The 22,355-nt window shown below is 71.6% G+C and carries 25 protein-coding genes; 13 read left to right on the top strand and 12 right to left on the bottom strand.

Features of this window, described 5'->3' with window-relative positions; translation table 11 throughout:
• The first annotated feature begins 27 nt into the window (after window positions 1–27).
• From ASG51_RS22070 to ASG51_RS22055, 4 genes are all read left to right on the top strand, one after another.
• Complete coding sequence (locus ASG51_RS22070) at window positions 28–324, top strand: hypothetical protein (RefSeq protein ID WP_156389827.1); 297 nt, start codon at window positions 28–30, stop codon at window positions 322–324.
• A gap of 923 nt (window positions 325–1,247) precedes the next feature.
• Window positions 1,248–1,541 (top strand): hypothetical protein, encoded by a 294-nt coding sequence (locus ASG51_RS22065; RefSeq protein WP_056216580.1) that lies wholly within the window; start codon window positions 1,248–1,250, stop codon window positions 1,539–1,541.
• Window positions 1,542–1,596: 55 nt separating this feature from the next.
• Entirely contained in the window at window positions 1,597–1,830 is a 234-nt protein-coding gene (locus tag ASG51_RS22060) for a DUF2171 domain-containing protein (protein WP_056216583.1), read from the top strand.
• A 78-nt stretch (window positions 1,831–1,908) separates the two neighbouring features.
• Window positions 1,909–2,199 (top strand): hypothetical protein, encoded by a 291-nt coding sequence (locus ASG51_RS22055; protein ID WP_056216586.1) that lies wholly within the window; start codon window positions 1,909–1,911, stop codon window positions 2,197–2,199.
• Between the two features lie 178 nt (window positions 2,200–2,377).
• Here ASG51_RS22055 and ASG51_RS22050 read toward each other — a convergent pair whose 3' ends face one another.
• The 3 genes from ASG51_RS22050 to ASG51_RS22040 are packed head-to-tail and all read right to left on the bottom strand — an operon-like array spanning window position 2,378 to window position 4,993.
• Entirely contained in the window at window positions 2,378–3,172 is a 795-nt protein-coding gene (locus tag ASG51_RS22050; protein WP_056383058.1) for an ABC transporter ATP-binding protein, read from the bottom strand.
• 16 nt (window positions 3,173–3,188) lie between these two features.
• Window positions 3,189–3,992, bottom strand: a complete 804-nt coding sequence (locus ASG51_RS22045; RefSeq protein WP_056349457.1) for an ABC transporter permease — start codon at window positions 3,990–3,992, stop codon at window positions 3,189–3,191.
• 8 nt (window positions 3,993–4,000) lie between these two features.
• Window positions 4,001–4,993: an ABC transporter substrate-binding protein gene (locus tag ASG51_RS22040; protein ID WP_082514194.1), complete on the bottom strand. Its 993-nt coding sequence runs from the start codon at window positions 4,991–4,993 to the stop codon at window positions 4,001–4,003.
• Between the two features lie 114 nt (window positions 4,994–5,107).
• Between ASG51_RS22040 and ASG51_RS22035 the strand changes: the two genes are divergently transcribed.
• The 4 genes from ASG51_RS22035 (at window position 5,108) to ASG51_RS22020 (ending at window position 9,829) form a co-directional block, all read left to right on the top strand.
• Window positions 5,108–6,046, top strand: a complete 939-nt coding sequence (locus ASG51_RS22035; RefSeq protein WP_244480230.1) for a 3-hydroxyacyl-CoA dehydrogenase NAD-binding domain-containing protein — start codon at window positions 5,108–5,110, stop codon at window positions 6,044–6,046.
• A 61-nt stretch (window positions 6,047–6,107) separates the two neighbouring features.
• Window positions 6,108–7,109, top strand: a complete 1,002-nt coding sequence (locus tag ASG51_RS22030) for an NAD(P)-dependent oxidoreductase (RefSeq protein ID WP_056383056.1) — start codon at window positions 6,108–6,110, stop codon at window positions 7,107–7,109.
• Window positions 7,110–7,152: 43 nt separating this feature from the next.
• A complete protein-coding gene (locus ASG51_RS22025) occupies window positions 7,153–8,088 on the top strand; it encodes a dihydrodipicolinate synthase family protein (RefSeq protein WP_056383054.1) in 936 nt (311 codons plus the stop codon).
• Between the two features lie 22 nt (window positions 8,089–8,110).
• Window positions 8,111–9,829 (top strand): IlvD/Edd family dehydratase, encoded by a 1,719-nt coding sequence (locus ASG51_RS22020; protein ID WP_056383052.1) that lies wholly within the window; start codon window positions 8,111–8,113, stop codon window positions 9,827–9,829.
• Window positions 9,830–9,840: 11 nt separating this feature from the next.
• On the opposite strand, the gene ASG51_RS22015 is transcribed toward ASG51_RS22020, so the two are convergent.
• On the bottom strand, window positions 9,841–11,022 hold the full coding sequence (locus ASG51_RS22015) for an MFS transporter (protein ID WP_056383050.1): 1,182 nt from the start codon (window positions 11,020–11,022) through the stop codon (window positions 9,841–9,843).
• Window positions 11,023–11,172: 150 nt separating this feature from the next.
• Here ASG51_RS22015 and ASG51_RS22010 point away from each other — a divergent pair, with 150 nt between their 5' ends.
• Window positions 11,173–11,928, top strand: coding sequence for a helix-turn-helix transcriptional regulator (locus tag ASG51_RS22010; protein WP_056383048.1), 756 nt, complete (start codon window positions 11,173–11,175; stop codon window positions 11,926–11,928).
• A gap of 111 nt (window positions 11,929–12,039) precedes the next feature.
• Here the strand turns inward: ASG51_RS22010 and ASG51_RS22005 are convergent, their stop codons facing one another.
• Window positions 12,040–12,438 carry a hypothetical protein gene (locus ASG51_RS22005; protein WP_056216603.1) on the bottom strand — a complete coding sequence of 133 codons (399 nt, stop codon included), beginning with the start codon at window positions 12,436–12,438 and terminating at the stop codon, window positions 12,040–12,042.
• A 442-nt stretch (window positions 12,439–12,880) separates the two neighbouring features.
• Between ASG51_RS22005 and ASG51_RS22000 the strand changes: the two genes are divergently transcribed.
• On the top strand, window positions 12,881–13,681 hold the full coding sequence (locus tag ASG51_RS22000) for a fumarylacetoacetate hydrolase family protein (RefSeq protein ID WP_056383046.1): 801 nt from the start codon (window positions 12,881–12,883) through the stop codon (window positions 13,679–13,681).
• Here the strand turns inward: ASG51_RS22000 and ASG51_RS21995 are convergent.
• Window positions 13,662–14,912 (bottom strand): CoA transferase, encoded by a 1,251-nt coding sequence (locus tag ASG51_RS21995; protein ID WP_056383045.1) that lies wholly within the window; start codon window positions 14,910–14,912, stop codon window positions 13,662–13,664. The genes ASG51_RS22000 and ASG51_RS21995 overlap by 20 nt on opposite strands.
• Window positions 14,913–15,077: 165 nt before the next feature.
• Here ASG51_RS21995 and ASG51_RS21990 point away from each other — a divergent pair, with 165 nt between their 5' ends.
• Window positions 15,078–16,307, top strand: coding sequence for an acyl-CoA dehydrogenase (locus ASG51_RS21990; RefSeq protein ID WP_056383043.1), 1,230 nt, complete (start codon window positions 15,078–15,080; stop codon window positions 16,305–16,307).
• A gap of 103 nt (window positions 16,308–16,410) precedes the next feature.
• Complete coding sequence (locus ASG51_RS21985) at window positions 16,411–17,064, top strand: TetR/AcrR family transcriptional regulator (RefSeq protein WP_156389826.1); 654 nt, start codon at window positions 16,411–16,413, stop codon at window positions 17,062–17,064.
• A 5-nt stretch (window positions 17,065–17,069) separates the two neighbouring features.
• Here the strand turns inward: ASG51_RS21985 and ASG51_RS21980 are convergent, their stop codons facing one another.
• From ASG51_RS21980 to ASG51_RS21970, 4 genes are all read right to left on the bottom strand, one after another.
• Window positions 17,070–18,263 carry an MFS transporter gene (locus ASG51_RS21980; protein ID WP_056383040.1) on the bottom strand — a complete coding sequence of 398 codons (1,194 nt, stop codon included), beginning with the start codon at window positions 18,261–18,263 and terminating at the stop codon, window positions 17,070–17,072.
• Window positions 18,264–18,332: 69 nt separating this feature from the next.
• Window positions 18,333–18,545, bottom strand: coding sequence for a hypothetical protein (locus ASG51_RS21975; protein WP_056271132.1), 213 nt, complete (start codon window positions 18,543–18,545; stop codon window positions 18,333–18,335).
• Window positions 18,545–18,676: a hypothetical protein gene (locus ASG51_RS25435; RefSeq protein ID WP_274533606.1), complete on the bottom strand. Its 132-nt coding sequence runs from the start codon at window positions 18,674–18,676 to the stop codon at window positions 18,545–18,547. Before ASG51_RS25435 ends, ASG51_RS21975 begins: the two co-directional genes overlap by 1 nt.
• 127 nt (window positions 18,677–18,803) lie before the next feature.
• On the bottom strand, window positions 18,804–19,193 hold the full coding sequence (locus ASG51_RS21970) for a hypothetical protein (RefSeq protein ID WP_056216618.1): 390 nt from the start codon (window positions 19,191–19,193) through the stop codon (window positions 18,804–18,806).
• A 104-nt stretch (window positions 19,194–19,297) separates the two neighbouring features.
• Here ASG51_RS21970 and ASG51_RS21965 point away from each other — a divergent pair, with 104 nt between their 5' ends.
• A complete protein-coding gene (locus tag ASG51_RS21965; protein ID WP_056271138.1) occupies window positions 19,298–20,392 on the top strand; it encodes a UV damage endonuclease UvsE in 1,095 nt (364 codons plus the stop codon).
• Between the two features lie 40 nt (window positions 20,393–20,432).
• On the opposite strand, the gene ASG51_RS21960 is transcribed toward ASG51_RS21965, so the two are convergent.
• Both ASG51_RS21960 and ASG51_RS21955 read right to left on the bottom strand, forming a co-directional pair.
• Window positions 20,433–21,104, bottom strand: coding sequence for an aldolase (locus ASG51_RS21960; protein WP_056383038.1), 672 nt, complete (start codon window positions 21,102–21,104; stop codon window positions 20,433–20,435).
• Window positions 21,105–21,139: 35 nt separating this feature from the next.
• Complete coding sequence (locus ASG51_RS21955; RefSeq protein WP_200917496.1) at window positions 21,140–22,150, bottom strand: LacI family DNA-binding transcriptional regulator; 1,011 nt, start codon at window positions 22,148–22,150, stop codon at window positions 21,140–21,142.
• Window positions 22,151–22,355: the final 205 nt, after the last annotated feature.

Here is a 22,355-nt window from a genome sequence, read left to right as displayed (position 1 = left end):
ACCCGCCTTCACGCAGAGCGGCGTCCGATGCACGGTTCCAACATTTTCGGCGCCTGGATCGAATCCCTCCGGGGTTCGATCCAGAGGAACATCCATGGGGTCCGCCTGGCCGCCGCCGTGGAAATGAACAAGCCGCGCACCCGCGGCACCGGCTATGCGCTCTTCGCCCTGGGCATCGCACTCGGCGTCCTGATCGCGTTCCTGCTCCAGTTCCTGGCCGTTCTGGTCATGATCGCACTGGGATTTGCCCTCGGCTACGCCGCTCGGTCCTACGTCTCGAAGCGCCGCAAGGACCGCTTCCTGCAGGAGCGACTGATGCGCTGAGGCAAGGCGGAGGAGCCGTCCCCCTGCGTGATGCTCATGCGAAGCGCCGCCCGGCGCGGGATTCTTCTCGCACGGGTCGTAACGTGGGTGAATGCCGCCCCCCCCCGGCGCGCCGGTCATAGTCGAAGGGCTGGCCGCGTCCCCCCGATGGCCAGTGTGGCCCCGCTCCGCGTTCCCCCCAATCGACCGCGGGTGGGGCCACCCCAGGGGAGAGGTCCGTCGGAACGCGATCTGCGGCCGGGGCTGCCCGCGGGGGCGCTGCCCCCCAACTCGGGCCTCGGCGCGTGTCCTCAGAGCGGGCGCGAAGCGCGCATGCGGGCCAGTTCCATCGCGGCCAGCGCCATGGGGATGCCGATGAGGAGGAGGGCGAAGAGGAGGGCCATGCGTCACCGTCCGGATGCGTCGGGTTGAGGCAGGCTGTCCGGGCACGCAGGGAGCCCGAGGCGAGACCCTGCCCGAGGGATCAGCATCAACGCCGCATCCGGCGCGAGGGTTTCGCGGTTCCGCGAACGCGCGACTCCGACGGGCATGCCCGCCAGGATCCGGTGCGCGTACATCCGGCGTCACCCGATCCGGCGGCATGGCCGTCGCCGGTCTGGCGCCCCACGGGCGCCACCGGCTTGAGCACACCCTGACGCATCATGGTTAAGGATCGATGAAGACCCCGGCGTGACGCGGCGCCAGAGGCCGCTGAGCCCGGCCGTCGCTCGGTGCCGCACCCCATCTGGGGGACATGGCCGGCCGGGCCGCAAAAAACGCGCGCCGCCCGGTTGCCCCGGGCCTGCCCCTAGAGAACCTGGCCTTCCTGGCGGAGGTCGAGGGTCCGGTGATCCGGGCCCTAGAGCAGAGAGCCGCCACTTCAAGAATGTCGCCGCCGCGCAAGCTTTGCTATTCGCCCGCCTACAGGAACGGGACGGGGACGAATGACGGCAGAAATCGACACGCGGGTCGGCAGCGCCCGGACCGAGGAAACCCGGGCCGACAAGGCTCGGGCCCTGCGGCTCCGGCGGCTCTGGCGGAGTCACGACACCACGCTGCAATCCAGCGGCCTCGCCCTCGGGCGACCGATCCTGACCACGAAACCCGCGACCGCCCGGCCGGATGCCTCCGAAATCCCGGCACGCGGCCTCACCGCCCGTGAACTCATCAACATGGCGCGCGCCGCGCGGCGCGACCGGGCCTGCCCGGCCGGCCTCGGGTCCTGCACCCCGTCCTGAGGGCCGGAACACCGCCTCGCCGCTCCCGTTGACGTGGCAACAGGGAGTGATGCCGATGGTCGATGTCTCGCAGATCCAGGAACATGCCGACGTGGTCGGCTCGGACGGCGCCCATGTCGGCACCGTCGATCACGTCGATAAAGGCGAGATCAAGCTGACGAAGACGGACGCGGAGGCGGGGGGCCTCCACCATTTCATTCCGGTGGACTTCGTCCAGTCCGTCGAGGGCAACACCGTGCGCCTCGACCGGCCGGCCGACGAGGTCAAGCGGGAATGGTCGACCTCCTGATCGCCCGACCTGCCTGTGCTCAGTCCGTCGGCGACCGGGTCCGCGCATCCGCCCCACCGGCCGGAAGGAAGAGAACGCATGGCTGACGTCATCACGGGCGATTTCGGCACGAGCCGAGAGGCCCTCGCGGGCCTGGAGCGCGTCTTCGGGGAAGCGGCGGGCCTGCGCGTGGGCCTGCGCCGCATCGAGGCCCCCCACGGCGACGAGCTTCAGGTCACGGTCGGGGCGCAGGCCCTGTCGGTGCCCCGCCCCGTGGCCGTCGTCCTGGCCAATGCCGCCGGCGAGGACGAGGCGGACCGCATCGGCAAGGCCGTCCTCGAGGCACTCCAGTTGTCCGAGGGCCTGCGCAAAGGGCCCTTTTCTGAATAAGCGACCGTTCTGGCCAGGCGCCACCGATCATGGGACGCTTTTGATCTTGCCAGCCGGCGCCCGAACCGCTTTCATTCCCGGGCTGCCCGTGCTGGTCCTCGGGTGATTGGCAACAACCTTCAGCGCCCGCGGCCCACCGGCCTGCGGGCGTTTCTTCTGTCAGGTCGAAGGGCTGCGCTTAATCCACGGCCGCGCCATGCAGCTCCGCGCGGGTGAAGCGCTGCTGCTCGGCCATCACCAGCCCGGCAAGCTCGCGCTTGAGGGCGTTGAACTCGCCCGAGGCCGTGTCGCGCGGGCGCGGAATTTCGACCGTGATGTCGCGCTTGATGCGCCCCGGCCGGTAGGTCATCACCAGGATGCGGTCGGCGAGGTAGATCGCCTCCTCGATCGAGTGGGTGACGAAGATCACCGTCTTGCGGGACTCGGCCCAGATCCGCAGGAGCTCGTCCTGCAGGGTGCGGCGGGTGAGGGCGTCCAGCGCACCGAAGGGCTCGTCCATCAGCATCACGGGCGGGTCCAGCGCCAGGATGCGCGCGATGGCCACGCGCTGGCGCATGCCGCCGGACAGGTCCTTCGGGTAGCGCTTGCGGAAATCCGAGAGGCCGAGGGTGGCCACGATGCGGTCCACCGTCACTGTGGCGTCGGCCCGCGGCACGCCCTGGATGTCGAGACCGAAGCGGACGTTGTCCTCCACGTTCATCCAGGGGAACAGGGCGTATTCCTGGAAGACCATACCCCGGTCCGGCCCCGGCTCCGTCACCGGGCGCCCGCCCATGCGGATCTGCCCGACGCTGAGGGGCGTGAAGCCCGCCACCGCGTTGAGCAGGGTGGACTTGCCGCAGCCGGACGGCCCGAGGAGGCAGAGGAACTGCCCCTCCGGCACCGTCGCGGTGATGTCGTCCAGCGCCGGCACGGCGCCGGCGCCCGTCCCGAACACCTTGCTGGCGTGGGCGATCTCGATGTGCGCCGACATGGTGAGGCGTCCCGGTTCAGCGTTCAAGGCCGCGATGCCAGCGCAGGAGGTGGTCGTTGAGGCGCGACATCGCCCCGTCGATGATGAGGCCGAGGATGCCGATGGTGAGCATGCCGCCGATGATCTTGTCCGACCACATGTACTCGCGCGCCTCGAGGATGCGGTAGCCGAGCCCGTCCGAGACCGCGATCATCTCGGCGACGATGACCACGATGAAGGCAGTGCCGATTCCGATGCGCATGCCCGCGAGCACGAAGGGGCTCGCCGCCGGCAGGATCACCCGGCGAAACATCGTCCAGGGCTTCGCCCCGAGGTTGCGGGCCGCGCGGATGTAGATCGAATCCACCTGCCGCACCCCCGCGATGGTGTTGACCAGCACGGGGAAGAAGGTGCCCAGCGCGATCAGGAACAGGGCCGGCGGATTGCCGAGGCCGAACCACACGATGGCTAGGGGAATGTAGGCGATGGGCGGGATCGGCCGCAGGATCTGGAGAAGCGGGTTGAACAGCGCGTAGAGCCGATCGCTGGTCCCGAGGACGAGGCCGACCGGCACCGCGAGCCCGGCCCCGACGCAGAACCCCATGATCACGCGGCCGAGGCTCGCCACCGCGTCGTGCGGCATCTCGCCGGAGAGCATCCAGCGCCAGTGGCTCTCGATCGCCGGGTCGTAGGGCAGGCCGGGCAGGAGGCCGTGATACCATTTCACCGCCACCGCGCTCGGCGGCGGCAGCACGATGGGGGAGAACACGCCGGCCCGGCTGAGGATCTCCCACAGGACGAGGAGGACGAGGGGGACGATGGCGCCGCGAAGCCGGTTCATGCTGCGGTTCAGTTCGTCTTGAGCTCGGCCTTGGCCTTGTCGAGGAGGTCGGTCTTCACCCACTCGGCATCGGATTTCGGCGGGTTCACCATCTTACCGAGGCCGTACTTCATCATGTAGTCGGTCGTCGTCTGCATGTGCCCGGCCGGGACGTCGTAGGTGTACTTCGCGTTGGCCATGCCGTCGCGAAAATCCTGGCTCGAGAGCTGGCCCTTGAACACGGTCTCGCGGACGTACTTCTCGGCCAGCGCCGGATCGTCGATGAAGGCCTTGGTGGCGGCCACGAACAGCTTCAGGACCTTGGCGGCGACCTCGGGCCGCTCGTTGTACATCTTCTCGGTCATCACCAGCGGGCGCACCGGCACGCCGATGGGGGTATCGTAGGGCTTGACCACCTCGGTGGCGTAGCCGGCGCTGATGGCCTGGGTCGATTGCGGCTCGCTCTGGCAGATCACGTCGACGTATTTCTGCGACAGCGCCTGGTTCAGGTCGGCGTAGTTGTTGAAGTAGATCAGCTGCACGTCCTTGCCGGCGCGCTCGGACCAGGTCATCCCGTGCTTGTCGAGCTCGGCCAGAAGCATCAGGTCCTGGGTGCCGCCCCGGACGGTGGCGACCTTGAGACCCTTGACGTCCTTCAAGGTCTTGACGGTGTCGAGGTCGGGCCGGCGCAGGATGCGCACGCCGCCATTGGCGAAGCCCGCCACCACGTAGAGCTTCACGCCGTTGCCGCGCGCGGCCACCGCGCCGTCGGCGCCCGAGGCCGAGATGTCGATCTGGTCCACCGCCATGGCGGGATAGATGTCGGCGCCCTTGGCGAAGACCTTCTCGTCGATCTTCAGGCCGTATTTCGGCGCGATCTCCTTCATGTAGGAGATGGCGCCGTAATGGGCGAATTTCAGGTTGCCGAGGCGCACCACGTCCTCGGCCCGGGCGCTGCCGAGGGCCCCCAGGGTCGCGAGAACGAGCAGGGCTGCGCGCGCGGTCGCATGACGCTTGAACATCGGCTTCCTCCGGTCGCGGGTCGTGTCGCCCGCTTCGTCCGCCGCGAAAACGGTCGGTACGGGCTTGAATAAGCGTATTCTGGATTCGAAAGTAAACCCGCCCGGGAGAGAGTTTTGACGGCCATCGAAGCGGATGAAATCGAACGGGTCACCGTGCTGGGCTGCGGCACCCTGGGCGCCAGCTGGGCGGCCCTGTTCCTCGCCCACGGCCTCGACGTGGCGGCCTACGACCCGGCGCCCGGCTTCGCGGCGGCGGCCCTCCGGGCGGTGGAGGCGGCGCGGGCGCAGCTGTCCGAGCTCGGCCTGAACGGGCAGGGCACGCTGCGCTTCCACGACCGTCTGGAGGACGCGCTCGCGGACACGGATTTCGTGCAGGAGAACGCGCCGGAGAACGAGGCGGTGAAGCGCGCGCTGCTCATGGAGGTCGATCGCCGGCTGCCCCCCTCGATCCTCGTCGCCTCGAGCACTTCGGCGATGCTGCGCAGCGCCCTCGTGGCCGATTGCGCCCGGCCGGAGCGGATCCTGGTGGCCCACCCGTTCCACCCGCCCCATCTCGTGCCCCTGGTGGAGATCGTGGCGGGCGACCCCGCCACGGCGGCCCGGGCCGCCGCCTTCTACGCCCGGCTCGGGCGCCGTCCGGTGGTGCTCGCCCGCGAGATGCCGGGCCATATCGCCAACCGCCTCGCCTCGGCCCTCTACCGGGAAGCCGTCAACCTCGTGGCCGAAGGGGTGGCGAGCGTCGCCGACATCGACGCCGCCCTGTGCAACGGCCCCGGCCTGCGCTGGGCCGCGATGGGGCCGCACATGACCTATCATCTCGGGGGCGGGGCGGGCGGCATCCGGCACTATCTCGACCATCTCGGGCCGAGCCAGGTCCGGCGCTGGGCCAGCCTCGGGACCCCGGAGCTCACCGAGGACGTGAAGGACCGGATCGTGGCCGGGATCGCGGCGGAGGCCGCCGGCCGCTCGCTCGCGGTCCTGGCGGAGCGCCGCGACCGTGCCCTCATCGAGATCCTCAAGGCCCGCATCGAGGTGGCGGAACAGGACCCCTGAGCCACCGCACGCCGCCCGATCCCGGATCGGCCCCGCCCGCATTCCCGAAGGCAGACAGAGCGTGAGCGCATCCCGGTCCGAACGATCGCCAGACCTCCGCCCCCTGGTGGTCCTGACCAATCCCATCCATCCGGAGGCCGTCGCCCGGCTCACGGGCGAGGCCCGGGTGGTCGCCGCCGCGGACACCCGACCCGAGACCCTGCGCGCCCTGGCGGCCGAGGCGGCGGGCCTGATCGTGCGGGCGCAATTGCCCGACGACATCCTCGACCACGCGCCCCTCCTGCGCGGCATCGTCCGCCACGGCGTCGGGCTCGACTTCGTGCCCCTGGCGGCGGCGACCGCCCGCGGCATCCCGGTGGCCAATCTGCCCGGCAGCAACACCCAGGCGGTGGCCGAGTACGTCTTCGCGGCCCTGTTCCACCTGCGCCGCCAGCTCGGGCCCCTGGACCGGACCCTGCGCGAGGCCGGCTGGCTCCCGGCGAAATCCCGGGCGAGCGATCTCGGCGAGATCGGCGGGACGACCCTGGGCATCCTCGGCACCGGCGAGATAGGCCGCCGGGTCGCCGCCATCGCCCGCCACGGCTTCGGCCTGCGGGTGCTCGGCCATTCCCGAAGCCCGCACACCGCCGGCGGGCTGATCGAGCCGGTGGACCGGGAGACGCTGTTCTCGGATAGCGACGCCGTCGTCGTCGCCTGCCCGCTGACCCCGGAGACGCGCGGGCTCGTCGATGCGGCGCTGATCGGCCGGATGCGGCCGGGCGCGGTGCTGATCAACGTGGCGCGGGGGCCCATCGTGCGGTCCGACGCCCTGGCGGCGGCCCTGCGGGCGGGCGCCATCGCGGGCGCCGCCCTCGACGTGTTCGAGACCCAGCCGTTGCCCGAGGACCACCCCTACCTCGCCTGCCCGAACCTGCTCCTGACGCCGCACGTGGCCGGCACCAGCGCCAACAGCCTGCGGGTGATGGGCCTCGGCGCCGTCGAGGCGATGCTGTGCATCCTGCGCGGCCAGCCGCCGCGCAACCTCGTCAATCCGGTAGTGCCGGCAGCGCCGGCGGTCCGCTGACCCTTCCGTTCCTCGCCCCCCACCGCCCCCCAAGGAAGACACCATGGCTCTCACCAGCGCGATCAAGGGGGTGATCCCGATCGCCCCGACGCCCTTCCACCCCGATGGCCGGGTCGACGAGACCTCCCTCGACCGGATGTCCGAGTTCTTCCTCGGCGCGGGCATCGACGGCCTGACCATCCTGGGCCAGCTCGGCGAGGCGCCCAAGCTCGACCATTCCGAGGCGGTGGCCATCGCCCGGCGGGTCATCGGGCGCGTGGACGTGCCGGTCCTCGTGGGCGTCTCGGCCCCGGGCTTCGCGGCCATGCGGTCGCTCGCCCGGGAGGTGATGGAGCTCGGCGCCGCCGGCGTCATGATCGGGCCGCCCAACACCCTGCGTACCGACGACCAGGTGGTGGCCTACTACCGCAACGCGGCCGAGGCGATCGGCCCCGACGTGCCCTTCGTGATCCAGGACTACCCGCTCACCTTCTCGGTGGTGATGACGCCGGCCGTCATCCGCCGGATCGTCACCGAGAACCCGTCCTGCGTCATGCTCAAGCACGAGGACTGGCCGGGCCTCGACAAGATCACCGCCCTGCGCGGCTTCGAGCAGGACGGCTCGATGCGCCACATCGCGATCCTCACGGGCAACGGCGGCCTGTTCCTCGATTTCGAGATGGAGCGCGGCGCGGACGGGGCCAACACCGGCTACGCCTTTCCGGAGATGCTCGTCGACGTCGTGCGCCTGTCACGGGCCGGCGAACGCGACGCGGCCCACGACCTCTTCGACGCGCACCTGCCGTATCTGCGATACGAGCAGCAGCAGGGTCCCCTGGGCCTGGCCGTGCGCAAGTACGTCTTCCAGAAGCGCGGGATCTTCGCCTCGGACGCCCAGCGCAAGCCGGCCGCGAGCCTGTCGGCGCAAGGGCGGCGGGAAGTCGACTACCTCCTGTCGCGCATCGCCCGCGTCGACCCGCGCGCCCGCGTGGCCCCCTGACACCCGGAACCGGACGCGCATCATGAGCAAAGGTCTGCGCAAGGGCCTCACCAGCTACGGCGACGCGGGCTTCTCCCTGTTCCTGCGCAAGGCCTTCATCAAGGCGGCGGGCTACTCGGACGACGCCCTCGACCGGCCGATCGTCGGCATCACCAACACGGCGAGCGACTACAACCCGTGCCACGGCAACGCCCCGGCCCTGATCGAGGCGGCCAAGCGCGGCGTGATGCTCGCCGGCGGCCTGCCCATGGTATTCCCGACGATCTCGATCCACGAGAGCTTCGCGCATCCGACCTCGATGTTCCTGCGCAACCTCATGGCGATGGACACCGAGGAGATGCTGCGGGCCCAGCCGATGGACGCCGTCCTCGTCATCGGCGGCTGCGACAAGACCCTGCCGGCGCAGATCATGGCGGCGGCGAGCGTCGACCTGCCCACCGTGGTCATCCCCGTCGGTCCCATGGTGGTGGGCCATCACAAGGGCGAGGTCCTGGGCGCCTGCACCGATTGCCGCCGGCTCTGGAGCGCGCACCGCGCCGGCGAGATCGACGAAGACGAGATCGAGCGCGTCAACGGCCGCCTCGCCCCCTCGGTGGGCACCTGCATGGTGATGGGCACCGCCAGCACCATGGCCTGCGTGACGGAGGCGCTCGGCCTGTCGCTGCCGATGAGCGCCACGGTGCCGGCCCCCCATGCCGAGCGCATCCGCATCGCCGAGGCGAGCGGTCGCCGTGCCGCCGAGATGGCGGTTTCGGGCGGTCCGCGGCCGAGCGAACTCCTGACGCCGGCCGCCTTCCGCAACGCCCAGATCGTCCTGCAGGCGATCGGTGGATCGACCAACGGCCTGATCCACCTGACCGCCATCGCCAACCGGACGCCGCACGGGATCGACCTCGATGCCTTCGACGCCCTCGGGCGCGCCGTGCCCGTGCTCGTCGACCTGAAGCCCTCCGGCCAGCACTACATGGAGCATTTCCACCATGCCGGCGGCGTGCCGGCCCTGCTCCGGAACCTCGGAGCCCTGATCGACCTCGACGCCGCCACGGTCGCGGGCGGCACCCTGCGGGACGTGGTGGCGGCGGCCGAAGCGGTGCCGGGCCAGACCGTGATCCGCTCCGCCGACGATCCGATCAAGCCGGTCGGCGCCATGGCGGTGCTGCACGGCAACCTCGCCCCGCGCGGCGCCCTGATCAAGCACAGCGCCGCGAGCCCGGCCCTGCTCCAGCACACCGGCCGGGCGGTGGTGTTCGGCTCCATCGCCGAAATGACCACCCGGATCGACGACCCCGACCTCGATGTCGGGCCGGACGACGTCCTCGTGCTCCAGAACGGCGGCCCGAAGGGCGCGCCCGGCATGCCGGAGGCGGGCTATCTGCCGATCCCGAAGAAGATCCTGGCGCGCGGGATCAAGGACATGGTGCGCATCTCCGACGCCCGCATGAGCGGGACGGCCTTCGGTACCATCGTGCTCCACATCACGCCGGAATCCGCCGTCGGCGGTCCCCTCGGGCTCGTCCGGACCGGCGACCGCATCCGCCTCGACACCGCCGGCCGGCGCATCGACGTCCTCGTGGACGACGCGGTCCTGGAGGCCCGCCGCACCGCCCTCGGCCCGACGCAACGACCGGACTGGGCGCGGCGCGGCTACGCGCACCTGTTCTACGGATCGGTGCTGCAGGCGGACGAGGGCTGCGACTTCGATTTCCTGCGCGCCGAGCCCCCGCCGGACGGCGAGGGCTAGGGCCGCCATCGTCAGGCCGCGGGGGCGACCGCGGGGGATGCCGGCTGCCGCGTGAGGACGAAGAAGCCGAGGGCGGCGGCGGCGATGACGGCGCCGAACGCCGCCGCGATTCCCAGCACGAGGCCGAAGCCGCCCCGGTCGTGCAGGAGGCCGATCAACGGCACCACGAACCCGCTGACGGTGAAGCCGAGGAAGTAGCGCGCGCGGTAGAGCGGGGGCACGTAGCGGGCCACCATCGCGTCGTTGATCACGACCTGTCCGTAGAGCGCCGCCATCGTCAGCACGAGGCCGGCCAGGAGCGGCACGCCCGTGCTCGCCGCTGCGAGGCCGAGGCCGAGGGGCTGCAGGATGGACAGGCCGAGGAAGAGGACCGGCAGGCTGTAGCGATCGATGAGGCGGCCCATCAGCAGTTGGGTCAGGGCACCGAAGGCGAAGACGAGGGTGGCCACCGATCCGATCAGGAACAGGGGCAGTCCGGCGCCGACGCGCTCGTCGACCACCTTGGGCAGGGCGATCGTGGTGATGTTGAAGGTCATCCCGCCCGCCACGACCGCGAAGGCGAACACGCAGAGGAGCGGGATCGGGCGCGCGACCGGGAGGACGGGCTTGCCCCCGGCCCGGCCCTGCGATCCGGCGCCGTCGCCCGGCACGAGGGCCAGGAACGCCGTCCCGCAGGCGAGGCAGACCAGGCCCGGCACCACGAAGGCCGCCTGCCAGCCGAACGCCGTGGCGAGGAGCGCCGTCACGCCCGAGGCGGTTGCGGCCCCGAGATTGCCCCAGACGCCGTTCACGCCGAGGTCGCGCCCCAGGCGCCGGGCATGGCTCACCAGCATGGTGGAGCCGACCGGGTGATAGATCGCGGAGGCGAGCCCGAGCATGCAGAGCCACACCAGGAACGCCGTCGGACTGCCCGCGCTCGCCACGCCGAGGCAGGACAGGCCGTAGCCGAAGAAGAAGATCGCCAGCAGGGTGCGACGCCCGAACCGGTCGGCGAGCCAGCCCATCGGCAGGGCGCAGAGCCCGAAGGCCACGAAGGCGCCGGTGGCGAGCGGGATCAGTTCGCCGTAGCTCCGGCCCGTCTGCGCCGCGATCGCGATCACCGCAGTGGGGTAGATCAGCAGGACGAAGTGGTCGAGGGCATGCGCCACGTTGACGAAGCGCAGGGTCCGGCGGGACAGGGTCTCGGCGTCCATCGGTCGGTCCTCTCCTCCGGCAAGCATCCGCGTCGGCTGCGCCTCGTGCTCAGACACCGGCAGCCTTCCGCAGGGACTTGCCTCCCGTTTACCTGACCCGTTGAATGGCGTCGGGCCGAAGGCGTACGCGATCGGGCCAGGGAGACGCCGATGCGTTCGATCCGGGCGGAGGATTACCAGGCTGTCCCGCGCGCGGTCGCGGTGATGCCCAAGACCTTCGCGGCCGGCAGCGGCACGGACCGGCACCACCATCCGCGAGCCCAGCTTCTCTACGCCACCGCCGGCCTGATGATGGCGACGGCCGAGGACGGGACCTGGGTCGTGCCGGAAGGCCATGCCCTGTGGATTCCGCCAGGCCTTCCGCACGCCGTCGTCATGCACGGGGATGTGGCGATGTGCTCGGCCTATCTCGCGCGGGAGGCGATCGCCGGCTTTCCGAGCCGGGCCCGGGTCATCGAGGTCTCGGCCCTCCTCGCCGCGGCGCTGGCCGCCCTGACGAACGAGCCGGTGCTCTACGACGAGGCCGGCCGGGGTGGGCACCTGGCAGCCCTCATCCTCGACGAGATCGGACGCGCCCCGGAGACACGCCTGACCCTGCCCCTGCCGCGCGATGCCCGGCTCCGGCGGGTCTGCCTCGGCGTGATCGACGACCCGGCCGGAGCGCTCGATCTCGATGCCTGGGCCGCGCGGGCGGGCCTGAGCCGCCGGACCCTGACGCGGGGATTCCGCCGGCAGACGGGGCTCACCTTCGGGCAATGGCGGGCCAGGGCCCGGGTCGTGCGAGCCCTGGCCCTGGCGGCCGATGGGTGGGCGCCGCGCCAGGTCGCCGCCTCGGTCGGCTACCGCAGCCTCCAGGCCTTGCGGGACCGGACGGCAGCCCTGGTCGGGAGCGCGCGGGATACCTGACGGGATCTCCCGTCCCGGAGGCGGCGTCCGGTCCCGCCCGCGAAGCGCACGAAAACGCCCGCCCGGGCGAGACCGGGCGGGCGTCCTGATGGTGCCGTTGGCGTCAGGCGATCAGCAATCGTCGCCCTTCTTGCCGATCTCCTGGTTGGCGCCGGCATTGTTCATGGCGCCCACCGTCCCGGGCGAGGCCGGCTGCTGGCCGCCCGCAAGGTTCTTGCTGGACGTGCCGACACCGCCGCCCTGGTCGTTCTTGCCCTCCGAACCGGGCTTGTCGCCGACCATCTGGTTGGCGCCCACGTTGTTCATCGCGCCGACCGTTCCGGGGGAGGCGGGCTGCTGGCCGCCCGCGAGGTTCTTGCTGCCCTGGTCGGCCGTCGAGCTCTTGTCGTTCATGGTCTGCTGACCCGGGCTGGTGCCCTTCGTCGAGCCGGTGTTGCAGGGCGCGGCGAGCGCGGTCCCGGCCGTGATCGCGAAAATGGCAGCGGCGCCGGCAATCGTCGAGAATTTCACGTGGCGTTCCTCCGGAGATGTTATCGAGAAGTATAATTCTGTGCCCTGGGATCGGTTCCCCGACCGGATGGATCGTCCGGCAATAGAAATTGCCAACATATCTCTGCCCGCCCGTGTGAGATCGCCCGAACTCCGGCGCCGACCGCCCCAGATCCTGTCGACGGTGCCGCTCTATGTTCGCAGCCAAGATCCTTTCGCAGCCAAGATCGTTCGACCGGCGGCTCGGCCGACGCGCCTGTCGAGGCCCCCCGCGGAGCCGCCCCTCCGTTCTGTCTCCACCGATCGATCCTGTTTTCGGGACCGGAGCGGTGCCGGCGGCGCGGCGCCCCCCCCGGATGAGGCGGGGAGCCGGGCCAGCCCGATCCGGCGGAATCGCCCACCGGCCGACGCAAAGATCCGCTAGAGCCTGGGCATCCGGCCCGACGCCGCGAAGAGGTCCGCCATGTCAGAGTTCCTGCCCGAAGCCGTGCTGAAAGCCTACGATCCCCAGCCCGCCGCGGACCTGCTGCTGGCGGCCTATCGCGCGGGGCGGCAGCTCGGCGAACTGCCCGAGGCCGTCCGTCCGCGCACGATGTCCGAGGGCTACGACGTCCAGGACCGGCTCGTGGCGGCGCTCGGCGCAGACTCCGCCGGCTGGAAGCTCGCCATCGGCAGCCACAAGGGCAAGCGCAGCTCGGGGGTCGGCCGCTCCATCGCCGGGCGGGTGCTGCGGGACCGGCTCCATGGCGACGGGGCCGAACTCCGGATGCCCCATGCCGGGGCGGTGACGATCGAGTTCGAGATCGCCTACGGGATCGCCCGCGACATCGCCCCCGACGCCCCCGTGGTTCCGGCGGCCGAGGTCGTCGGCGAAACCCGCGCAGCGTTCGAGCTCGTGCTGTCCCGCTACGTCGATCGGCGTGCCGTCGGCTGGCCGAGCTTCGCGGCCGACAATTCGGCCTTCCAGGCCCTGGTGCTCGGCCCCGTGCTGGCCACGGGAGACCTCGCCGAAGTGGCGCGCGGCCTCGTGGTCGAGGTCGACGGCGTGGAGCGGGTGCGGGCCGTGACGGGGGAGGACGAGACCGATCCCCTGGCCGCGCTCACGGACCTGATGGCCGTGGCGCGCGAGCGCGGCACGACGATCCCGGCCGGCAGCCTCGTCTCCACCGGCACGCTCTCGGTGCCCTTCGACCTGACCGGCCCGGGCCGGATCACGGCTCGGTTCCTCGGCCAGAGCCTCGGGTTCACCCTCCTGCCGGTTTGACCGGGTCGCCCGAGGGGCGCTCGGCCTCCGCCGCGCGCCGCGCCGCGCAGTCCGCCCGGATCTCGGCGCTCGACGCTCCGAGGGCCGGCGGCATGCGGCGGACGGGCAGGCGCTCCCCGTCGAGGCGGTAGGGCGGGGCGAGGACGTAGGCGGTGGGATCGGCGTCGCCGCCCTGGGGCAGCACGAGGTTGCCGGCCCGGGCCCTGTCGGAGGTCAGGGCCTCGTGCAGGCCCAGCACCTCGCCGCAGGGGATGCCGGCCGCGTCCAGCCGGGCGATGAGATCGGCACGGGTCCAGCGGGCGAGCTCGGCCTCGATCGCCGGCAGGAACTGCGCGCGGTTGCGGGAGCGCTCCAGGTTCGTGGCGAAGCGCGGGTCCGCGGCGAGGTCCGGCCGCTCCAGGACCCCCTCGCAGAGGCGGCGATACTGCCCGTTGTTGCCCACCGCCAGCACGATGGGTCCGTCGCCGGCCTGGAACACGCCGTAGGGGGCGATCGACGGATGGGCGTTGCCGGCGCGGGCGGGGTCGTGCCCGCGCACCATCACCTCCAGACCGCAATAGGCGGTGAGCGCCAGGCCGCAATCGAACAGGGCGAGTTCGATGTGGCGTCCGCGCCCGGTGCGCTCGCGCTCGAACAGGGCGGCGAGCACCCCCTGGGCCGCGTATTGCCCGGTGAAGAGATCGACCGCCGCGAGGCCGAACTTCAGGGGCGGGCGGCCGGCCTCGCCGTTCAGCGCCATCAGGCCGGCCTCGCCCTGGACCACGATGTCGTAGCCGGGCCGCGTCGCCTCAGGCCCATCCGAGGCGTAGCCGGAGATCGAGCAGTAGATCAGGCGCGGGTTCTCGGCGCTCAGGTCCGCGTAGCCGAGGCCGAGGCGGTCGGCGCCGCCGGTCTTGAAGTTCTGCACCACCACGTCGCAGGTGCGGGCGAGGTCGCGCGCCACGGCGAGGCCCTCCGGGGTGGCGAGGTCGAGGGTGATCGAGCGCTTGTTGCGGTTGGCGGCGTCGAAGTACGAGGTGTTGGTGGCCCCCGTGCGCAGGCCCCAGTCGCGGGTGTCGTCGCCGCGCTCCGGGTGCTCGACCTTGATCACCTCGGCGCCGAGGTCGCCGAGGCACATGGCGCTCCAGGGCCCGGCGAGCACGCGCGAGAGGTCGAGCACGCGGATGCCGTCGAGCGGCAGGGGCTGCGCAGGGGAGCGGGAGCCGTCGTCGCGCGCCGTCGTCTCGGCCATGATCGGTTCTCCCTCTCGTGCGGGCGGCATCCGGAGCACCGCTTCAAGCCGCGCCTGTCTATCAGGTTTCGGTCCCGATCCCGGAACCGATTCCGGGCCGGACAGGTGGCCTCGCCGACGGAGCCTGTTAGGGTCGCGAAAACACAGAAACCCGAGGAACCGCCCATGAACGCCCCGACGCGCCCGCCCGGCTCCGCCGCGCCCACCGCCCCCGCCTCGGCGAGCTTTGCCTGGGACGATCCCTTCCTCCTCGACGACCAGCTCAGCGACGACGAGCGCGCCATCCACGAGGCCGCCCGGGCCTTCGCGCAGGAGGAGCTCCTGCCCGGCATCGTCGAGGCCTACGCGCAGGAGACCAGCAACCCGGAGCTGTTCCGGAGGATGGGCGAGCGCGGGCTCCTCGGCGTCACCCTGCCGGAGGCCTATGGCGGCGCCGGCGCGACTTACGTCGCCTACGGCCTCGTGGCCCGTGCCGTCGAGGCGGTGGATTCCGGCTACCGCTCGATGATGAGCGTGCAATCCTCCCTCGTGATGTACCCGATCCACGCCTACGGCTCGGAGGCGCAGCGCCAGAAATTCCTGCCCAAGCTCGCCTCGGGGGCGTGGATCGGCTGCTTCGGCCTGACCGAGCCCGATGCCGGCTCGGACCCGGCCGGCATGACGACGAAGGCCGTGAAGACCGACGGGGGCTACCGCCTGTCGGGGGCCAAGACGTGGATCTCGAACGCGCCCTTCGCCGACGTCTTCGTGGTCTGGGCCAAGTCCGAGGCGCATGAGGGCGCGATCCGGGGCTTCATCCTGGAGAAGGGCATGCCGGGTCTCTCCGCGCCCATCCTGAAGGGCAAGCTCTCGTTGCGCGCCTCCACCACGGGCGAGATCGTGATGGAGGACGTCGAGGTCGGCGAGGACGCGCTCCTGCCGAACGTCTCGGGCCTGAAGGGGCCGTTCGGTTGCCTGAACCGGGCCCGCTACGGCATCGCCTGGGGCGCCATGGGGGCGGCGGAGGATTGCTGGCACCGGGCCCGGTCCTACACCCTGGAGCGCAAGCAGTTCGGCCGACCGCTGGCCCAGACCCAGCTCGTGCAGAAGAAGCTCGCCGACATGCAGACCGAGATCGCCCTCGGGTTCCAGGCCGCCCTGCGCGTCGGGCGCCTGTTCGACGCGGGCCGGATGGCGCCCGAGATGATCTCGCTGATCAAGCGCAACAACTGCGGCAAGGCGCTCGACATCGCCCGGGTCGCCCGGGACATGCACGGCGGCAACGGCATCATGGGCGAGTACCACGTGATGCGTCACGCCCAGAACCTCGAGACGGTGAACACCTATGAGGGCACGCACGACGTCCATGCGCTGATCCTCGGCCGGGCGCAGACGGGCCTGCAGGCGTTCTTCTGACGGAGCGGGTCGGGACGCCGTGGGTCCACATCCGCATCACGCCGCGTCCCTGGTCTTCCCCGGAGAGGACTGGCATCGTTTCCCGGGGGGAGGACACCGCGCCGTGGCTCAGAGGGACGTGATGCCGTCGCCACCCCGGCGCCTCGGTCGCCCGCCGCGCGGGACCGAGGGCGACGTGCTGCTGCGCGTCCTCGACGCCGCCCGGGTCGTGTTCCTCACCGAGGGCTTCGAGGCGGCGAGCATCGATGCCATCGCGGGCTCGGCCGGCCTCTCGAAGAAGACGATCTACGCGCGCTTCGCCTCGAAGGTCGATCTGTTCGAGGCCGTGTGCGTGCGCTTCATCGAGGAGAACGTGCCCTCCATCGAGAAGGTGGCGGCGGAAGCCGGATCGGTGGAGGAGCGCCTCCACCGCATCGCCCTGGCGATCCTCGAGACCGTGGTGACGCCGGACTGCATCGCGTTCCGGCGGGTGATGGTGGCCGAGGCCGGACGCTTCCCGGAATTCGCCCGGGCCCTCCACGATTTCGGACTGGCGCGGGTGGTGCCCCTGGTGGAGCGCTGCCTGGAGGACGGCGTACGCTCCGGTGCGATCGCGGTGGACGACGTCCGGCACGCGGCCGATGCCTTCCTGGGCCTGACCATCCGGGGTTTCGTCGACCGGACGGAGCTGGGCCTGGAGCGGCCGGGCATGACCCACGTCAAGCGCGCGACGCTGAAGCGCTCGCTCGACTTCTTCCTGCGGGCGTGCCGGCCCTGACCCGGTCAGACGGCCTGCGGGGCGGGGCGCCGGAGGCCGGCCGCCAGGGGCAGCGCGCCCGCGCAGAGCGCCGCCATGCTCCAGAACGCATCCGCCCCGAACCGCCCGTAGAGCCACCCGGACAGGCCGGTCAGGACGGTGTTCGCGAGCCCGAGGCCGAGGGTCGCGTAGAGGGTCTGGGCGGTGGCGGCGCCACGGGCGGGTACGAGGTCGGCGAGGAGGCGCATGTTGGCCAGGTGCAGCAGCGCGAAGGTGAAGCCGTGCAGGGCCTGGCCGATCGCCAGCATCGGCACCGCCACCGTGGTCGCCAGGATCGCCCAGCGCAGGATCCCGGCGCCGGCCGCCAGCATCGCCGCCCCGGCGGTGCCGAGGCGCTCCAGCAGCCAGGAGCCGCACAGGACGAACACCACGACCTCCGAGAGCACGGCCAGGGACCAGAGCAGGCTGACGGTGCCGGGGCCGAGGCCCGCCGCCCGCCAGCGGATCACCGCGAAGGCCTCGTGCAGGGCGTGGCTGCCGATGACGAGGGCCGCCACCAGGAGCACCCGCCGGAAGAGCGGCACCGCGAGCAGGGCGCGCAGGGTGGTGCGGGTGGGCGCTTCCGGAGCCGGGGAGCTCGGGTGTCCGGTCCGCGGGGCCGCGGGCACCCGGCGGACGGCGAGGGCGGTGAGCAGGAACAGCAGCCCGCTCGAGACCAGGATGCTGGGCAGGCCGGCCCAGGCGACGGCCTGCCCGGACACCAGGGTCGCCAGGATGAAGGCGGCCGAACCGGCGCCTCGGACCCACCCATACGCGAAGGTCCTCTCCCGCTCCATCGCCGCGAGGGTGAGGGCATCGGACAGGGGCGCGAGGGCCGCGAGGGCGAGGGCCTGCGCAAGGCCCAGGACGAGGAGCGCGGGGAAGCCGTGCCCGAGGAGGGTGGCGAAGGCCAGGAGCCCGGCGGCGGCGGATCCGGCGGCGAGGACAGCCCGGGTGGCGTCGAGGCGATCCGCGATCCGCCCCGCCACCGGTCCGGCCACGAGGCGCATCAGCGTCCCGCCTGCGAGCACGATGCCGATCTCGGAGGCGTCGAGCCCGCGGTCGCCGAGGAAGCTCGGCAGGAACGGCGAGACCATCCCGTAGGCGGCGTAGAGGCTGCCCTGCAGGAAGACGAAGGCCGGGAAGGCGCCGAGGCCGGACCGGGCAGGGGGAGCGTGCATCCGTCCAGCCTCCCTTACCCACTCCGGGTCTCGGACGCCGCGTCCGGTTCCTCAGGGTGCCTTGATCCCTCAGGGTGCCTTGGCGGGCGGGAAGGCGGTGCCGGGGCAGTTGGCGGCCAGTCCCGTCTCGCCGATGCGGTCGGGCGCGCAGGCGGGGATGGCCGGACGTCCGCCATTCTCGATGCGCGCCTCCTGCAGGCGATCATACTTCCAGAACCCGAGGCCGATCACCACCAGGATGGCGAGGAGGGCGGCGCCCGCCAGGGGCAACCAGCGCGGCATCAGCGGGCGCTCGCGCCGGCTTCCGGCACCGGCTGGGTGTGGGCGGTGTCGCCGTGCTTGACGAAGGTGAACAGGATCACCCCCGCCAGGAGAGCGACGGCGGCGATGAAGACGGGGAACAGGCGACGCATCGGGAGGAGACCACTTTGGTAGGACGACCCGTCGGAATCGCGCCGGCGGGTGTGGGTAACGCGCGGGCCGGGCCCGGGGTCGCAGGGCAGGGCATCACAAATTCGGCGAAGCGCGGCGGGGCGCCCGTCAGGCCAGGGTCGCGACCCGCTGGCCGGCCTCGCCGTAGCCGAGCCGCGCCCCCTCGCGGTTGACGATCCCGAAGCGCAGGGTCGCCTCCTCGAGATAGTCGATGGCCGCCACGAGGGCGCTTCGCGCCGGCTCCACGGCCTCGGGCTCGTCGTCGGGCGGCGTCTCGGCGAAGTTGACGGCGGCGATGAGCACCCGGTCGCGCTCGTCCTCGATCCGGCGGTCGCGCTCGACGCGGCCCCGGATGTCGGCGTCGAAGGCCGCCACCACGGCGAAGGGGAAGTCGTCGCGGCGCGATCCCCGCGGATAGGCCAGGGTCAGGCGACGGGCGAGGTCGGCCGCACGCCGGACCTGATCCGCGAGCTTGGCCTCAGTAAACTTGCCGTCCATGGGACTCTCCGGCGCCGACGGGGCCGTCGGCGCGGGGGCAACGCACCGCATCCGGTCCCCGGTTCCGGCCGTGCACCAATGCCGCTTCGCCGCGTTATCGCCCCATGACCGATCCAGCCTCGACCGATTCCGCACCCCGCCTCGGCTTCTGCTGCAAGTTCATCCTCGAGCCACCGTCCGAGCCCTTCAAGACCCTGAAGGCCGCCCGCGAGGCGACCCTGCAGATGAACCTCACCCACGCCACCATGGCGCACCTGAAGACCCTGGCGCCCAGCGCGCGCCGGGACAAGCTGGAGGGCCTCGTGCGCCACAACCTCGGTGCCCTGGAGCGGCAGGTGGCCTGGGTCGCCGCCCGGCCCGCGATCGAGCGCCTGCTGCGGATCGCCAGCAACGTCCTGCCCGGCTACACCCACGCGGTGGCGCGGGACCTCTATGCCGAGCCCGAGATGCGCCGCCTCGTCCAGGACGGCCTCGCCCGGATCGGCGCGATCGCCCGGGCCGGTTCGGTGCGCCTGAGCTTCCATCCCGGCCCGTTCTGCGTCATCGCCTCGCAGAACCCGGCGGCCCAGCGCAACGGCATCGAGGAGCTGGAGCACCATGCCGAACTCATGGCGATGCTCGGCTACGGCCAGGGCTGGCATCCGCACGGGGCCCACATCAACATCCATGTCGGTGCCCGCGACCCCGGCATCGCAGGGTTTCGCGCCAGCCTGCCCAAGCTCTCGCAGACGGCGCGCGATCTCCTCACCGTCGAGAACGACGAGAATTTCTTCGGATTGGACACGGTGCTGGAGCTGGCCGACGTCGTGCCGGTGGTGCTCGACCTGCACCACCACTGGGTCGAGAGTCGGGGTGCGTACATCGAGCCCGACGATCCCCGCGTCGCCCGGGTGCGCGAGTCCTGGCGGGGCGTGCGCCCCGTGGCCCATATCAGCGTCTCGCGCGAAGCCCTGCTGGAGGGGCATACGCCCGACGCCCTGCCGGACTTCGCCGCCCTGACCGAGGCCGGTCACAACTGGCGCGATCTGGCCGCCCATTCCGACATGATGTGGAACCGGGCCGTGAACGCCCTGGTGGCCCGCCACATGGCCTGGGCGGATTTCGAGATCGAGGCCAAGTCCAAGAACATCGCCTCGGCCGGCATCGCCGCCGAGATCGCCGCGACCCTGCCCACGGCGCAGATCGAGGTGGCGGCCTGACGGGGCCCTCGGCCGCGCAGCGCGCGTTTCAGCGCGCCGCTCAGTGCCCGTGGTCGTGCCCGTCGGGCTCCGGCAGGGTCAGGCCGAAATGGCTGACGAGGTCCTGCACCTGCCCCGGCGAGAGGTGGCGCGGGTTGAGGTTGCGCAGGAGCAGGTAGAGCTTGGCCGTCTCTTCCAGCTCCTCGGTCGCGAAGACCGCGTTCTCCAGGGTGGAGCCAGCCACCACCGGGCCGTGGTTAGCCAGCAGCACCGAGGCGTAGCGGCCGGCCAACCCCCGGATCGCGTCCGCCACCGCCGGGTCGCCGGGCCGGTAATACGGCACCAGGGCCGTGGCCCCGGCCCGCATCAGGTAATACGGCGTCAGCGGCGGCAGTACCGCCTTGGGGTCGATCTCGGGCAGCATCGACACCGCCACCGCATGGGTCGAGTGCAGATGGACGATGGCGCGCGCCTCCGTGCGGCTATCGTAGAGCGCCGCATGGAGCGGGATCTCCTTGGTGGGCACGTGGCCCGAGACCAGGGCGCCCTTCGCGTCCAGGCGTGAGATCGTGCCTGGGTCGAGGAAGCCCAGCGACGCGTTGGTCGGCGTCACCAGCCAGCCGCCGTCGTCCAGGCGCAGGGAGATGTTGCCCGACGAGCCCGGCGTCAGGCCGCGCTCGAACAGCGAGCGGCCGAACCGGCAGATCTGCTCGCGAAGCTTCGATTCGCTCATGAAATCCCTTCAGGTCACGGGAGGAGGGGGCGATCTCAGGCGGTGGCGCCCGCGATCAGTTCGTAGCCGAGATCGACGGTCTCGGCCGGGCCGTCGGCGGCGAGGCGCTCGGCGGCGGCGGCGCCGATCTCCAGGCGCGGCGTGCGGATGGTGGTCAGCGGCTGCGGCAGGGCGGCGGCGATGTCGAGGGCGTTGAAGCCGAACAGGGCGAGGCGTCCCGGCACCGCGATCCCGTCCGCGAGACAGTGGAAGTAGCCGCCCAGCGCCATGTCGTCGTTGGAGAAGTAGACCGCATCGAGGTCGGGCCGGCGGCCGACCAGCCGCGCCAGGGCCTCCCGCCCGGCAGCGGCCGAAGAGGGTCCGGACGCGATCTCGCGCTCCGCCAGGGGGCAGCCCGCCTCCCGAAGGGTTTCGCAGAACCCCGCGAGCCGCTTGGCGGCGCGGAGATCCTGCGTGATGTCGTGGCCGACAAAGCCGATGCGGCGGTAGCCCCGTGCCAGCAGGTGCCGGGCGCTGTCGCAGCCCACCGCCCGGTTGGAGAATCCCACCACGATGTCGAGGCCGGCCCCGTCGGTGTCGATCATCTCGACGATGCGAATGCCGCTCGCCCGCAGGCGAGCGAGCGCGCCGGGCGTGTGTTCCAGGCCGGTGACGATGAGGCCGGCGGGACGCCAGGAGAGGAGGGCGCCGATCAGCGCCTCCTCCCGCTCCGGGTCGTAGTCGGAGACCCCGATCACGCTCTGGAAGCCGCCGCGGTCGAGGACCGCCGTGGCGCCCCGCAGGAGGTCCGGGAACACGATGTTGGTGAGCGACGGGATCACGATCCCCACGAGCTTGGCCCCCGCCGTGGAACCGGAGCCCGCCAGCATGCCGGCCAGCCGGTTCGGCACGTAGCCGAGACGCGCCACCGCCTCCGCGACCCGGTCCTGCGTGCGCTTCGAGAACGAGCCCTGGTTGCGCAGGACGCGCGAGACCGTGCTCTCGCCGACTCCGGCTTCGCGGGCCACGTCGGACAGGGTCACGAGCCGGCGCTCCGGCTCGTGCAGGGACCTCTGGACGTTCATCGTCGACCTTCATCTCCGGTCCCGGGCTGCACAGCCCATAGCAAGCTTAGTTGGCCGCAACAATGAGATTGGCAGCGCTGCCATCATCTGTTACGCAAGATGCAAGCGCTGCCACAACGAGTAGTGCCGCAACAAGATGGTGCAACGCCAGAACGGCGACGTGCAACGCGCGCCGGCAGGAGGAAAC

Source organism: Methylobacterium sp. Leaf465 (genome assembly GCF_001424705.1).
Taxonomy (GTDB): domain Bacteria; phylum Pseudomonadota; class Alphaproteobacteria; order Rhizobiales; family Beijerinckiaceae; genus Methylobacterium.
The sequence above is the reverse complement of the archived record's forward strand: the minus strand, read 5'-3'. Positions and strand labels throughout refer to the sequence as shown.